Here is a 14,494-nt window from a genome sequence, read left to right as displayed (position 1 = left end):
TGGGGTTAAGGTCGGATGAGGCTGGATGGTGTAAGGAGGATTAAGCGCCTGTTGAAAATTGTCGCAAATGGCTCTTCTGCATCGTCTGAGTTTCGCTATAATGTACGAATGAATAATATAGCGAACGATATTTCCTTGGGCATCGGCAGCCGAATCCACACCGAACGGACCATGCGGGACTGGTCATTGGCCGAGCTCGCCGAGCGGTCCGGCGTTTCCAAGGCGATGCTGAGCACGATCGAGCGCGGCATGACCAGCCCGACGGCGACCCTTCTGGTGCGCATCGCGGCGGCCTTCGGGATGACGCTGTCGACCCTCATCGCACGGGCGGAATTGCAAGGCGGCGGGGTGCTGCGCGAGGCCGACCAGCCGGTGTGGCGCGATCCTGCCACGGGCTATGTCAGGCGGCATTTGTCGCCGGCCAGCGACATGCCGCTCGAACTGATCAAGGTGCATTTGCCGGCGGGCGCCAAGGTGAGCTTGCCCGCGGCCTCCTATGCCTTCATCAAGCAGCAGATCTGGCTGGTTTCCGGGCGGCTCGAATTCACCGAGGGCGATGTGGTGCACCGGCTCGAATCTGGTGACTGCCTGGCACTCGGCGCGCCGTCGGACTGCACCTTTCATGCCCTGGAGGCGGACGCCGACTATCTCGTGGCGCTGGTCAGGGGCTGACCTCATGGCAAGACGGCCAAAGCGCTCCCACAATGGGGGGCCGCCGCTTGACGACTACAAGGGGCCGCCATGGGGCAGGGGCGACCCCTACATCTTCCTGGCCTGGCAGGCCGCGCACGCAAAGGCATGGAAGGCGCCGAGCCACGAGGTCATGCTAATGCGCACGGACAAGGCCGAACGGCTGGGCCTGACCTATGAGGAATACACGCTCGAGATCCTGGTGCGCGGACAGCATCTCAGGGAAGACGACACCGAGCGCATCAGTGCCATCAAAGCCGCTCGCAAGCGACGGCGCGTGCGCCATCTCGGCTGACGGCCTCGAGCCCACGTCGCGTCATCTCCAGAGGACCAGGCATGAATTCCATCGAAATCGGAACGCTGAGCGCCAATGCTGAAACGCTGGCGATGCTGACTGACCTGCTTGTCGAAACGGTTGCCGCCGGCGGTTCGGTCAGCTTCATGCATCCGCTCGCGCCGGAGGCGGCAAACGCATTCTGGGAGAGGTCGCTGGCCGCGGCGGCAAGAGGCGAGAGGGTGGTGCTTGGCGCGTGGGATGGCAGGGCACTGGTCGGCACCGTCACCTTGCTGCTCGATTGCCCACCCAACCAGCCGCACCGGGCCGAGATCGCCAAGCTGATGACATCGGCCGAACACCGGGGCAGGGGCATCGGAACGCGCCTTATGAAGGCGGCCGAGCGTCTCGCCGCCGAGAGGGGGCGCACGCTGCTGGTCCTGGACACGGCGACCGAGGAAGGTGCTTCGGGCCTCTACGAAAAACTCGGCTTCACCCTGACCGGCGAAATACCGGACTATGCGCTGAAGCCGCATGGTGGGCTGACAGGCACGCTGATCTACTGGAAGCGTATCGCCTCATCGTCCCGGTAGTTCCGCGCCGTCAGGCCGAAGCCGCACTGGAGAGGCGGCTCAGCAACCAGCGGCGGAAATCCTGCTCGGCACTGGTCAGGCGCACGGTCGGTGCCCTGGTCAGAAAATGGCCCGAGGTGCTGGAGAGCTCGAAGTCGGAAAGCGGCACCAAGGTCCTGTTTTCGAGTGCCGCGTCGACGAGCGGCCGCGACCCCAGAAGCACGCCGGCGCCGGCACTCGCCGCTTCCATCGCGGCGACGAAACTGTCGAAGCGGTGGGATCGCTGGGGGTGGCCGGCCAATCCGGCCCCCGCGAACCATTCCGCCCACATCTCGCGCGCGCCGGCGACCAGAAGCAGCGGCAGGGATGCCCAGTCGGCGGCGCCGGCCAGGGCCGGGCTGGCCACCGGCACAAGCCGCTCGGCCGTCAGCCTGTCGGCTTCGCGTCCTGGAAAGGATCCGTTGCCGAAACGGATGTCGAGCGCGGAGCCCGGCAGGTCGTAGTCGGTCGGGCGATGGATCGTCACAAGATCGAGTTGGATGCGCGGCAGCGCCTCGGCAAGATCGGGCAACGCCGGGACCAGCACCAGCAGGGCGAAGGAGATCGGCACCCGGATCGAGACGGTCTGGACGGCGCGGGGTTCGAACAGTTCCGTTGTGCTGCTGGAGATGGTGGCGAAGGCCGACTGGATGTGCGGCAGATAGGCGGCGCCCTCCGGCGACAGCGCGACACCACGCGCCAGTCGTGAGAACAGGCGCGTCTTCAATCGTTCCTCGAGCAGCCGGATATGCTGGCTGACGGCTGCCTGTGTCAGGCCGAGTTCGGCCGCGGCCGCCGTGAAGTTCGACAGCCGTGCCGAGGCCTCGAAACTGCGCAGCCAGTCGAGTGGGGGCAGGGAGGGAATGGATTTTCGAGCCATTAGCTATTTGCGGTCATTGGCCAAAAAACGATAATTTGAGTTATGCCGTTCGCGCGGTCAACATGCATTCGAAACCCACGGATCGGCCCGTGGGCCGTAACGGACAGGAACAGTATTTCCATGTTGACCCACGCGCTGGTTGGCGACGACGGCAGAACAATCGAACTTGGCTGGCAGGACGGGAGGCACACCCGCTTTCATGCCATGTGGCTGCGCGACAATGCGCTGGACGACAAGACGCGCAGCGCCGGCAACGGCCAGCGCCTGATCACCATCCTGGACATTCCGGCCGACACGAAGATCGGTGCGGCCGCGATCAAGGGCGATGCCCTCGAGATCAGCTTCGTGCCGGAGCAGAAGACCGTCAGCTTTCCGGCTGCCTGGTTGAGCGCCAATGCCTATGATCGCGATACGACGCGCGGGGCTGGCTGGACCGGAGAGGATATTGTGCGCTGGACCAAGGCCAGCGTGCAGAACTCGGTTCCACGCGCCGGCTACGCTGCTGCCAGCCATGACCGTACCGTCCTGCGCGAGTGGCTTTCGGCGGTGAGGACCTATGGCTTTGCCGTGATGGACGGCCTGCCAGCGGAATCCGGGGCATTGTGCAAGGTCTCCGATCTGTTCGGCTATATCAGGGAGACCAATTACGGCCGCTGGTTCGAAGTGCGCGCCGAGGTCAATCCCAACAATCTCGCCTACACCAATCTCGGCCTCCAGGCGCATACGGATAACCCCTATCGCGATCCCGTGCCGACCCTGCAGATCCTTTCCTGCATCGAGAATACAGTGGAGGGTGGGGAATCCAGCGTTGTCGACGGTTTTGCCGTCGCGGCGGCGTTGCAGGCCGAGAACCCTGAAGGCTTCCGGCTGTTGAGTTCCTGTCCGGCGCGCTTCGAATATGCCGGCTCATCCGGCGTGCGGCTGCAATCCAAGCGTCCGATGATCGAGCTTGGACCGGATGGCGAGTTGATCTGCATCCGCTTCAACAACCGCTCGCTGGCGCCTGTCGTCGACGTGCCGTTCGCAGACATGGACGCCTACTATGGCGCCTATCGCCGGTTCGCCGAACTGATCGAGGATCCGTCCTTCGAAGTGACCTTCAAGCTGGAGGCGGGCCAGGCGTTCATCGTCGACAACACACGGGTCATGCATGCCCGCAAGGCTTTCTCCGGCACAGGCAAGCGCTGGCTGCAGGGATGCTACGCCGACAAGGACGGCCTGTTGTCGACGCTGGCGGCGATCGAGCACGGCTTCAAGGAGGCCGCGGAATGAGCGGTCAGGATCTGAACGCGGGCAATATCGTCGAATTCATCGCCGACATTTTCGAGCGCCGGGGTGCGGAATCCTATCTCGGCGAGCCGGTGACGATGTCGGAACACATGCTGCAGGGCGCCTGGCTGGCGGAGCAGGATGGAGCGCCGGAGGTGCTGGTGGCCGCCGCCCTGCTGCACGACATCGGCCATTACACCAGCGAGTTCGGCACCTATTCGCCCGACGATGTCGAGGACAAGCATCATGACGAAGCCGGCGGCGAGGTGCTGGCGCCGTTCTTCCCGCCGGTCATCGTCGAGTGCGTGAGGCTGCACGTCGCGGCCAAGCGTTATCTCTGCGCCACCGACCCGACCTATTTCTCCAAGCTGTCGCCGGCTTCGGTGCATACGCTGTCTCTGCAGGGTGGGCCGATGAGTGCCGAGGAGGTGGCCGAGTTCCGCAGCAACCCGTTCCATGAGGAAGCGGTGCGGGTCCGCATCTGGGACGAGGGCGGCAAGATCGCCAATATGAAGACGCGGGCGTTTCGCGACTATGTACCCTTGCTACAGCGCGTCGTGGAAAAGTTCGCGGCCCAAAGGATGACATAAGGACGAAGCCCGACACGACCGGGCTTCCGTCCCACTCCACCTTTTTGCTTCAGCCCTTGTGGTGGACTTCCTGCAACCCGTAGACCGGCGTCGGCACACCGACTTGCCTGGCTTTCAGCTGCAGCGACAGGAACTGCGAATAGTGCCGTGACTGGTGCAGATTGCCGCCGTGGAACCACAGCGCCTCTTGCTGGGTCGGCTTCCACATGTTGCGCAGTTCGCCTTCCCACGGGCCGGGGTCCTTGGTGGTGTTCGAACCGAGGCCCCAGCATTTGCCGACCCTGTCGGCGGTTTCACGCGAGATCAGGTCGGCCGCCCAGCCGTTCATCGAACCATAGCCGGTCGCGTACACGATGAGATCGGCGGGCAGTTCCGTGCCATCGCCAAGCAGCACCGAATGCTCCTTGATCTCCTTCACGTCGACACCGCTCTTCAGCTTGATCGACCCGTCGATGATCAACTGCGAGGCGCCGACGTCTATATAGTAGCCGGAGCCGCGCCTGAGGTACTTCATGAACAGGCCAGACTCGTCATCGCCCCAGTCGAGCATGAAGCCGGCCTTGTCGAGCCCCTCGTAAAAGGCCGCGTCGCGTTTCTTCATCTCGGCATAGGCCGGGATCTGGAATTCATGCAGGATCTTGTAGGGCAGGGAGGCGAAGATCAGGTCGGCTTTGGCGGTGGTGATGCCGTTTTGCACCGCTTGTTCCGAATAGAGGGAACCCAGCCCGATTTCCATCAGCGTGTCGGACCTGGAGATATGGGTGCTCGAGCGCTGCACCATGGTCACGTCAGCGCCCGCTTCCCAAAGTGCCGCTGATATGTCGTGGGCGGAATTGTTCGAACCGATAACCACCGCCTTCTTGCCGGCATAGGCATCGGCACCGGGATGTTGCGAGGAGTGGTGCTGGTCGCCCTTGAAATTTTCCATACCCTTGAATTTGGGCAGGTTTGCTTTGCCGGCCTGCCCGGTGGCCAGCACCAACTGCTTCGGTTTCAAGGTGATGTCCTTGCCGTCGCGGTGCACCACGACAGTCCATTCCTTTTCCTTGTCGTCGTAGGACGCACTCTTGGCCTCTGTCGACGACCAGTAATTCAGCTCCATCACCTTGGTGTACATTTCCAGCCAGTCGCCGATCTTGTCCTTGGGCGAGAACACCGGCCAGTTTCTGGGGAAATCGATATAGGGCAGATGGTCGTACCAGACCGGATCGTGCAGGCAGAGCGACTTGTAGCGCTTGCGCCAGCTGTCGCCGGCGCGTTCGTTCTTCTCGATGATGATGGTCGGCACGCCGAGCTGCCGCAGGCGCGCACCAAGCGCGATGCCGCCCTGGCCGCCGCCGATGATCACCGTGTAGGGCTGTGTCTTGAAGCCGAGTTCCGCCGCTTCCTTCTCGCGTTCTTCCTTCCAGGTTGGGCGGTTCTTGCCGGAGCCATGCTTGGCGCCCATCGGCCGCGCGAAACCCGCCGGCTCCTCATGGCCTTTCAGTTCGACCATGGTGGTCAGCAGCGTCCAGATCTTGCCGTCCTTCAGCCTGATATGGCCAAAACCGCGCGCAACCTCGGTCTCGAAGCTGATCCAGCCGTCGATCACTCCACCGCTCTCGGTCGCATCCTCGCCCTCGGCGAGGGCGAAGTGCGAGGGTTTCGTCCTCGACAACTGGCTATTCAGCATGTGGCGGACCTGGTCACGGCCTTCCATGGTCTTGATGTTCCAGGTGAAGGTGACGAGGTCGCGCCAATAGCAGTCTTCCTGGAAACAGCCGACCGCCTTGTCTATGTCGCCGGCGGCAAGAGCGCCACCGAACGCATCGAGCAGGTCGGAAAGCTTTTTGTTGGGGGCTTTGTCGAGCATGAATTTCCTCCGGATTCGAAACGCTTCTTGGTCGAGCTATTGTGGCCGGGTGGGGCGGTCCGACATGGACAAAGTATCCCGTCAAAAGCTTCGCTGCGTCACGCCCTCCAATAGTTTGGCATGTTTTCAATGGCTTACCGAAACCCGACCGGGTATTTGTCTCGTGACGACTGATCACGCCGTCCGACCGTAAGCCCGCCGCTCATTCGCGTTCATGCCATTCACATTCGCCGTTGACAGCGGCGTGGAACCAATCCTATTGTCCGCCACCATGAAAAAGGCACTCATTCTCGTAGGAAGGCGCGTGGGCAAGGCGGTGTAACCGCCGGGCGAAAACCTCCCATGCGCAACACACAGGCTCCCTCGGGGGCCTTTTTTATTGCCTGAAACACGACTAAACGACCAGCAAACGCCAGATGGCGGACAGTACGGGACCAGACCGATGAGCAATGGACAGAACGGGCGACGTGAAATGACGGGCGCCGAAATGGTGGTGCAGGCGCTGAAGGACAATGGCGTCAAGCATGTCTTCGGTTATCCCGGCGGCGCGGTCCTTCCGATCTACGACGAGATTTTCCAGCAGGACGAGGTCGAGCACATTCTGGTCAGGCACGAACAGGGTGCCGGCCACGCCGCCGAGGGCTATGCCCGTTCGACCGGCAAGGCCGGCGTCATGCTGGTGACCTCCGGGCCCGGCGCCACCAATGCGGTGACGCCGCTGCAGGACGCGCTGATGGATTCGATTCCGCTGGTCTGCCTGACGGGGCAGGTGCCGACCTCCTTGATCGGCTCCGATGCGTTCCAGGAGTGCGACACGGTCGGCATCACGCGCCCCTGCACCAAGCACAACTGGCTGGTGAAGGACGTCAATGATCTCGCCGCGACCATCCACGAGGCCTTCCATGTCGCCACGACCGGCCGTCCCGGCCCGGTGGTGGTCGACATTCCGAAGGATGTGCAGTTCGCCAAGGGGTTTTATGTCCCGCCGCAGATCGCGCCGCGCACCAGCTACCAGCCGAAGGTCCAGGGTGACCTCGAGAAGATCAAGGCGGCGGTCGAATTGATGGCCGGTGCCAAGAAGCCGATCATCTATTCGGGCGGCGGTGTCGTCAATTCCGGCCCGGAAGCGAGCCACCTGCTGCGGGAACTGGTCGACCTCACCGGCTTCCCGATCACCTCGACGCTGATGGGGCTTGGCGCCTATCCGGCATCAGGCAAGAACTGGGTCGGCATGCTGGGCATGCACGGCACCTACGAAGCCAACATGGCCATGCACGACTGCGACGTGATGGTCTGCATCGGCGCCCGTTTCGACGACCGCATCACCGGGCGGCTCAACGCGTTTTCGCCGAACTCGAAAAAGATCCACATCGACATCGATCCGTCCTCCATCAACAAGAACGTTCATGCCGATGTTCCTGTTATCGGCGATGTCGGCCGCGTGCTGGAGGACATGGTGCGGCTGTGGCGGGCGACCGCCAAGACCGACAAGAAGGCGCTTTATCCCTGGTGGGAGCAGATCGCCAAATGGCGCGGGCGCGACTCCCTAGCGTTCAAGATGAACCACGACGTGATCATGCCGCAATACGCCATCCAACGGCTCTACGAACTGACCAAGGACAGGGACACCTACATCACCACCGAGGTCGGCCAGCATCAGATGTGGGCGGCGCAGCACTATCATTTCGAGAAGCCGAACCGCTGGATGACGTCAGGCGGACTGGGCACGATGGGTTACGGCCTGCCGGCCGCACTCGGCGTGCAGATCGCGCATCCCGACGCGCTGGTGATCGACATCGCCGGCGACGCCTCGGTGCAGATGACGATGCAGGAGATGAGTGCGGCGGTGCAGTATGACGCGCCGATCAAGATCTTCATCCTCAACAACCAATATATGGGCATGGTGCGCCAGTGGCAGCAGCTGCTGCACGGCAACCGGCTGTCGCATTCCTATACCGAGGCGATGCCGGACTTCGTCAAGCTGGCCGAAGCCTATGGCGGCCACGGCATCCGCTGCGAGAAGCCGGACGAGCTGGATGACGCCATCAAGGAAATGATTTCGGTCAGGAAGCCGTTGCTGTTCGACTGCCGCGTGGCGAACCTCGCCAATTGCTTCCCGATGATCCCCTCGGGCAAGGCTCATAACGAGATGCTGCTGCCGGACGAGGCGACCGACGAGGCCGTGGCCAACGCCATCGATGCCAAGGGCAGGGAACTGGTGTAGACGACGAGCCAGGGCAGGCCTTGTCGAATGAGGCCGTGCGCAAGCAAACAGTTAGATCAAGAATTTGAGATCCAGGTCATGAACGCACAGCACCTTCAACCCACCGGTTCCGCCTACTTTATCGCCAAGGAGACGGAGCGGCCGGAAAACCACACGCTTTCCGTGCTGGTCGACAATGAACCAGGCGTTCTTGCCCGGGTCATCGGCCTGTTTTCCGGGCGCGGCTACAACATCGAGAGCCTGACCGTCTCCGAGACCGAGCATGAGAAGCATCTGTCGCGCATCACCATCGTGACGCGCGGCACGCCGCATGTGCTGGAACAGATCAAGCACCAGCTCGAGCGCATCGTGCCGGTCCACCGCGTGGTCGATCTCACCGTGCGGTCGCACGAATTCGGCCAGGAGCGGCCGCTGGAGCGGGAACTGGCGCTGGTCAAGGTTGCCGGCACCGGCGAGGCCCGCGTCGAGGCTCTGCGGCTGGCCGACGCCTTCCGCGCCAGCGTCATCGACGCCAACACCGAGCATTTCATCTTCGAGATCACCGGCAAGGGCTCCAAGCTCGACCAGTTCATCGCCATCATGAAGCCGCTCGGCCTGGTCGAAATCTGCCGCACCGGCGTGGCGGCGATGAATCGCGGCCCGCAAGGCATGTAGGGCGCGCGGTAGCCGGAAACGCCTTTGCTGAAAAGCATGGCTTGCCACCGCCCGGCGGCTGGCCTTTGCGAGGCAGCCGACAAGAGTAAACATTGCAGACCTTGTGATCCCGATGTCCCTCGATGCATTCCTCGCTCTGCTGGTCTACGCCTTCGTGACCTCGATCCCGCCGGGGCCGAACAATCTCATGTTGCTGGCTTCGGGCGTGAATTTCGGCCTGGTCAGGAGCGTGCCGCATATGCTTGGCATCAGCATCGGCTTTCTTGTCCTGCTGCTTGCCGTGGGCCTTGGTCTTGGCGCGCTGCTGACGGCGTTTCCCGCACTGCACACCGCGCTGAAGATCGCGGGCGCCGTCTATCTGCTCTACCTTGCCTGGAAGATCGCCATGTCGCGTTCGCTCAGCGGCAAGGGAGAGGCAAAGGGGCAGCCGATGCGTTTCATCGATGCGGCGGCGTTCCAGTGGGTCAATCCCAAGGCCTGGGTGATGGCGATCACCGCCATGGCCGTCTACAGCAATCCGGAGCACCCATTCCTGTCTGTGGTGCTGATCTCTGTAGCCTTCACCATCGTCAATCTGCCGAGCGTCTCGGTGTGGGCAGGCTTCGGTACGGCGTTGCGCGGTTTCCTGTCGGATCCGGCGCGGCTGAAATGGTTCAACATCGCCATGGGCGTGCTGCTGGCGGCGACGCTGTGGCCGATGCTGCGGTAGCACAATCCGGGGGTCGATAGACCCTGATCCGCGGATGCGGCAGCCTGCACAGCGATTGTGCAGTGCACATTAAATCTTCGTAATGCCGTGTTTTGGCCCTTTTCCGCCCAACGCGTGTCCTATCTATTCAGCGAAATTGCGGCAGGGTGCCGTGAAATGAGCTAGAATACGACCGCCTGGCTATGGCGTGTCGGACGGAGCGGACCCTTGACGATGCGTGGAAAAGTCATTCTTTCATTGCTGGCAGCCGCCTGTGCAGGCGCGGCCTGGCTCTATGTGTCTCCCGATACGCTGGGAAAGGTCGAGCAGTTCATCGGCGCAAAGCAGGCCGCGGTAGCGGACAAGGCGGCAACCGGCACGCAGACAGCCGACAAGACAGCAGCCGACAAGACAGCAGCAGACAAGGGGGCAACGGACAAACAGGCGGCCGGCGGCAATGGCGCCCGCTCGGCCTCGATCGTTTCTGCGACCGCGACGACGGCTGATTTCCCGATCCGGCGTTATGCCATCGGCTTCGTCTCCTCTCCCGCCGTGGTCAACATAAACGCGCGCGTCTCCAGCCAGATCGTGTCGATCGAGGTCAAGGACGGGCAGATGGTGAAGGCCGGCGACGTCCTGTTTTCGCTCGACGACCGGGCGCTGAAGGCGCAACTTGCCAAGGACCAGGCGACGCTCGCCAAGGACCAGGCCATGCTGACCAGCGCCACGGCCGATCTCTCGCGCGCCAAGGATCTCGTGGCCAAGCAGGCCGGCACGCAGCAGACCTATGACCAGGCGCTGGCGGCGCAGAAAGCGGCGACCGCAACCATCGATGCCGACAAGGCAACGATCGACGCCGATACCGTCCAACTGAGCTATGCCACGATCACGGCGCCGATCGCCGGCAGGCTGGGCGCGGTCAACGTCGCCGTCGGCGATCTCGTCACCGTCAGCAATGGCAACAGCAGCACGGCGACCCCGCTCGTCACCATCACCCAGATCGACCCGCTGCAAGTGAACTTCAATCTGCCGGAAAGCAATCTGGCACTGCTGCACAAGGCGCTCGCTGATCCGCAGCAAGGGGCGGTGACCCTGACCAAGGACGACGACCCGAAGCCGATCGGCAAGGGCACGCTCGACTTCGTCGATTCCAGCGTCGACACCGCGTCTGGCACAATCGCCACGCGGGCCAGCATTCCAAATGCCGATCTTTCACTGTGGCCCGGCCAGTATGTAAATATCGTCCTGGAAGCCGGCATCATGCCGCACATGACATCCGTTCCGACCGTCGCGGTACAGCCCAGCCAGAAGGGACCGTTCGTCTATGTGGTCAAGCCGGACAACACGGTCGAGATGCGACCGGTGCAGGTGGCGCTGACCGTTGGCCAGAGCAGCGCCATCAGCGATGGTGTGAAAAGCGGCGAGAAGGTCGTTGTCGAAGGCCAGACGCGATTGAAGAATGGTGCCGCGGTGCATGAAGGCAAGGCGGCGGCCGGGTCCGGCGACCAGGCCTCAGCCAAGGTCGCACAAGCCGGCAAGGCCGGCGAGGCGGCCCAATGATTTCCGAATTCTGCATCCGCAGGCCCGTCGCCACCCTTCTGATGTCGTTCGCCCTCATTCTGGGCGGATTGTTTGCCTACAAGTTCCTGCCTGTGGCGGCGCTGCCCAGCGCCGAATTCCCGGTGGTCAACGTCTCGGCCCAGTTGCCCGGCGCCTCACCGGAAACCATGGCGACATCGGTGGCGACGCCGCTGATCAAGCAGTTCGCGACCATCGCCGGCATCGATTCCATTTCGACCACGAACTCGCTCGGCCAGACCTCGATCGCCATCCAGTTCGTGCTCAACCGCAACATCGACGCGGCCGCGGCGGACGTTCAGGCGGCGATCGCGCGCACGCAGAAATCATTGCCGCCGCAGATGACCTCGCCGCCGAGCTATCGCAAGGTCAATCCAGCCGACGCGCCGATCCTCTTGATGTCGCTGGTCAGCGACACGGTTCCGCTGACCGATCTCGACGCTTTCGCGGAAAACGTCATCTCACCATCGCTGTCGACCATCGACGGGGTGGCGCAGGTCTCGATCTTCGGCCAGCAGAAATATGCCGTGCGCATCCAGATCGATCCGACCGCGCTCGCCGCGCGCGGCATCTCGATCGACCAGCTGCAGGCGGCGATCTCGTCGGCCAACAGCAACACGCCGCTCGGCGTGCTGCAGAACAACAAGCAGCAGCTCACCATCACCGCAAACACGCAGCTGACCAACGCAGCGGGATTTTCCAACCTCATCATCGCCACCAAGAACGGTCACCCGGTGCGGCTGGGGGAGGTGACGCGCGTCGTCGATTCGGTGCAGACCACGACGACGGCAAGCTGGTACGATGGTACCCGCGCGATCATCATGGCGGTGCAGCGCCAGCCCGACGCCAACACGGTCGACGTCGTCGACAGAGTCAAGGCTATGTTGCCGTCCTTCCAGGACCAGCTGCCGGCCGCCGCCAACATCAAATTGCTCAATGACCGTTCGACCTCGATCCGCCAGGCCGTCAACGACGTCCAGTTCACACTGCTGTTGACCATCGCGCTGGTGGTCATGGTGATCTTCGTGTTCCTGCGCCGGGTGACGGCCACCATCATCCCGGCCGTGGCGGTGCCGATCTCGCTGATCGCCACGCTCGGCGCGATGTTCCTGTTCGGCTTTTCCATCGACAACATATCGCTGATGGGCCTGACGCTCGCCGTCGGCCTTGTCGTCGACGATGCCATCGTGATGCTGGAAAATATCTTCCGCCACATGGAAGAGGATGGGCTGTCGGCCTTCGACGCGTCGCTGAAGGGCGCGCGCGAAATCGGCTTCACCATCATCTCGATCTCGATCTCGCTGGTGGCGGTGTTCATTCCCGTGCTTCTCATGGGCGGCGTGATCGGGCGCATCTTCAACGAGTTCGCCGTCGTGGTGACGGTCGCCATCCTGGCGTCGATGTTCGTGTCGCTGACGCTGACGCCGATGCTGTGTTCGCGGTTGCTGTCGGTGACCAAGGCCGATCGCGAGGCGCACAGCGCTGGCCACAGGCGCGATCTCGTCACACGCAGCTACGACTGGCTCTTGAGCTTCTGCCTGCGGCACACCTTCCTGGTATTCCTCATCTTCATCGGCACCGCGGCGGCGTCGGTATGGCTGGTCCAGATCTCGCCGAAAGGCTTCTTCCCGCAGGAGGACATCGGCCAGATATCGGTGACGACCATCGCGCGCCAGGACATCTCGTTCGATGCCATGGCCAAGCTGCAAGGGCAGGTGGCCAGCGTCTTCTCGCATTCGCCCTATGTCGACCATGTGGCGTGGTCGGCCGGCAGCGGCAACAATGCGCTCAACCAGGGGCAGCTTTTCGTCCAGCTCAAGGGCAAGGACCAGCGGCCGAACATTGAAAAGGTGCTTTCGGATCTGCGCAAGCAGCTGGCCGGCGTGGCAGGCATCGAGACCTACATGCAGCCGGTGCAGAACCTGAGGCTCGGTTCGCGCTCGTCGGCCAGCGCCTATCAGCTCGTGGTTCAGGGCCTCGATACCGGCCAGACCGATATCTGGGCGCAGAAACTGAACGATGCGATGGCCGCCGACCACACGACCTTCACCGACGTCACCAGCGATCTGCAGAACAATGCGCTGCAGGCGTCGCTGGTGGTGGATCGCGACAAGGCCGCCCAGCTCGGCATCGATACCGACACGCTGCGCTCCGCCCTCTATGGCGGGTTCGGCACCGACCAGGTTTCGACGATCTTCGGCTCGGCCGACAGCTACGAAGTCATCACCGAGCTCGATCCCAAGATCGAATGGTCGCCCGAGCGCATGCTCGCCATCCAGATGAGGACGGCGAGCGGCTCTCTGGTGCCGCTTGGCGCCTTCGCCCGGGTGGACCGCACGGCCGGTGCCTTGACGGTCAACCAGCTCGGCCAGCTTCCGGCCGTGACGATTTCCTACAACCTGCCGCAAGGCGTGGCGCTCGGCGACAGCGTGACGCGCATCAACGCGCTCAAAGAGCAGATCGGCATGCCGACGGCGATCTCGACCACCTTTGCCGGCACGGCCAAGACCTTCCAGGATTCGCTTGCCAACCAGGGCCTGCTGATCGGCGGCGCGATCCTGACCATCTACATCGTGCTCGGCATTCTGTACGAGAGCTTCATCCACCCGCTCACCATTCTCACCGGCCTGCCATCAGCGGTGCTGGGAGCGCTCGTTGCGTTGCGCTTCGCCGGCATGGACCTGTCAGTCATCGCGGTGATCGGCATCCTGATGCTGATCGGCATCGTCAAGAAGAACGGCATCATGATGGTCGACGTGGCGCTGGAGCTCCGACGTGAAGGCATGTCAGCCAGGGATTCCATCCACAAGGCCTGCCTTATGCGTTTCAGGCCGATCATGATGACGACGCTGGCAGCACTTATGGGCACGTTCCCGATCGCGCTTGGCACCGGCGCCAGCGCCGAATTGCGCCAGCCGCTGGGCGTTGCCGTTGTCGGCGGCCTGCTTGCTTCGCAGGCGCTGACGCTGTTCGTGACACCCGTGATCTACGTCTACATGGAAAATTTCTCGGGCTGGCTGCTCGGGCTCATGCCGAAGCGCAAGGCCGAGTTGCGCCTGGTCGAATCAGGGGATCAGCCCTCGCTGTTCGACGCCGACGACGAGACGCAAGGCGAGCCGCAAAAGGCGGCCGCGGAATAGAGAGTTCGCTTCGTCCTCGCTGGCCCAAGCCGCCTTGCTTGCGG

12 protein-coding genes are annotated in these 14,494 nt (G+C 62.9%); 10 read left to right on the top strand and 2 right to left on the bottom strand.

The window, feature by feature from the left end; all coding sequences use genetic code 11:
* Positions 1 to 108: 108 nt before the first annotated feature.
* The 3 genes from FJW03_RS11675 to FJW03_RS11665 are packed head-to-tail and all read left to right on the top strand — an operon-like array spanning position 109 to position 1,557.
* Positions 109 to 672 carry an XRE family transcriptional regulator gene (locus FJW03_RS11675; protein WP_140607879.1) on the top strand — a complete coding sequence of 188 codons (564 nt, stop codon included), beginning with the start codon at positions 109 to 111 and terminating at the stop codon, positions 670 to 672.
* 4 nt (positions 673 to 676) lie between these two features.
* Entirely contained in the window at positions 677 to 985 is a 309-nt protein-coding gene (locus tag FJW03_RS11670; RefSeq protein ID WP_140699656.1) for a hypothetical protein, read from the top strand.
* A gap of 41 nt (positions 986 to 1,026) precedes the next feature.
* The gene (locus FJW03_RS11665; protein ID WP_140607875.1) at positions 1,027 to 1,557 is read left to right on the top strand and encodes a GNAT family N-acetyltransferase; all 531 of its coding nucleotides are present in this window, start codon (positions 1,027 to 1,029) and stop codon (positions 1,555 to 1,557) included.
* 10 nt (positions 1,558 to 1,567) lie between these two features.
* Here the strand turns inward: FJW03_RS11665 and FJW03_RS11660 are convergent, their stop codons facing one another.
* A complete protein-coding gene (locus FJW03_RS11660) occupies positions 1,568 to 2,455 on the bottom strand; it encodes a LysR family transcriptional regulator (RefSeq protein WP_140699659.1) in 888 nt (295 codons plus the stop codon).
* Between the two features lie 120 nt (positions 2,456 to 2,575).
* Between FJW03_RS11660 and FJW03_RS11655 the strand changes: the two genes are divergently transcribed.
* A complete protein-coding gene (locus tag FJW03_RS11655; RefSeq protein WP_140699665.1) occupies positions 2,576 to 3,727 on the top strand; it encodes a gamma-butyrobetaine dioxygenase in 1,152 nt (383 codons plus the stop codon).
* Complete coding sequence (locus FJW03_RS11650) at positions 3,724 to 4,314, top strand: HD domain-containing protein (RefSeq protein ID WP_140765988.1); 591 nt, start codon at positions 3,724 to 3,726, stop codon at positions 4,312 to 4,314. The genes FJW03_RS11655 and FJW03_RS11650 overlap by 4 nt, the downstream gene beginning before the upstream one ends.
* Before the next feature lie 49 nt (positions 4,315 to 4,363).
* On the opposite strand, the gene FJW03_RS11645 is transcribed toward FJW03_RS11650, so the two are convergent.
* Positions 4,364 to 6,166, bottom strand: a complete 1,803-nt coding sequence (locus tag FJW03_RS11645; protein WP_140699671.1) for an NAD(P)/FAD-dependent oxidoreductase — start codon at positions 6,164 to 6,166, stop codon at positions 4,364 to 4,366.
* A 442-nt stretch (positions 6,167 to 6,608) separates the two neighbouring features.
* Here FJW03_RS11645 and FJW03_RS11640 point away from each other — a divergent pair, with 442 nt between their 5' ends.
* The 5 genes from FJW03_RS11640 to FJW03_RS11620 all read left to right on the top strand — a co-directional run bounded on the left by FJW03_RS11640 (position 6,609) and on the right by FJW03_RS11620 (position 14,450).
* Positions 6,609 to 8,390: an acetolactate synthase 3 large subunit gene (locus FJW03_RS11640; protein WP_140765989.1), complete on the top strand. Its 1,782-nt coding sequence runs from the start codon at positions 6,609 to 6,611 to the stop codon at positions 8,388 to 8,390.
* Between the two features lie 78 nt (positions 8,391 to 8,468).
* On the top strand, positions 8,469 to 9,044 hold the full coding sequence (gene ilvN, locus FJW03_RS11635) for an acetolactate synthase small subunit (RefSeq protein WP_013894763.1): 576 nt from the start codon (positions 8,469 to 8,471) through the stop codon (positions 9,042 to 9,044).
* 112 nt (positions 9,045 to 9,156) lie between these two features.
* Positions 9,157 to 9,753, top strand: a complete 597-nt coding sequence (locus FJW03_RS11630) for a LysE family translocator (RefSeq protein WP_140765990.1) — start codon at positions 9,157 to 9,159, stop codon at positions 9,751 to 9,753.
* 213 nt (positions 9,754 to 9,966) lie between these two features.
* A complete protein-coding gene (locus FJW03_RS11625; protein WP_140766024.1) occupies positions 9,967 to 11,292 on the top strand; it encodes an efflux RND transporter periplasmic adaptor subunit in 1,326 nt (441 codons plus the stop codon).
* Positions 11,289 to 14,450 (top strand): efflux RND transporter permease subunit, encoded by a 3,162-nt coding sequence (locus FJW03_RS11620; RefSeq protein WP_140765991.1) that lies wholly within the window; start codon positions 11,289 to 11,291, stop codon positions 14,448 to 14,450. The genes FJW03_RS11625 and FJW03_RS11620 overlap by 4 nt, the downstream gene beginning before the upstream one ends.
* The last annotated feature ends 44 nt before the right edge of the window (positions 14,451 to 14,494 follow it).

The organism is Mesorhizobium sp. B4-1-4, from assembly GCF_006439395.2.
Taxonomy (GTDB): Bacteria; Pseudomonadota; Alphaproteobacteria; order Rhizobiales; family Rhizobiaceae; genus Mesorhizobium.
The sequence above is the reverse complement of the archived record's forward strand: the minus strand, read 5'-3'. Positions and strand labels throughout refer to the sequence as shown.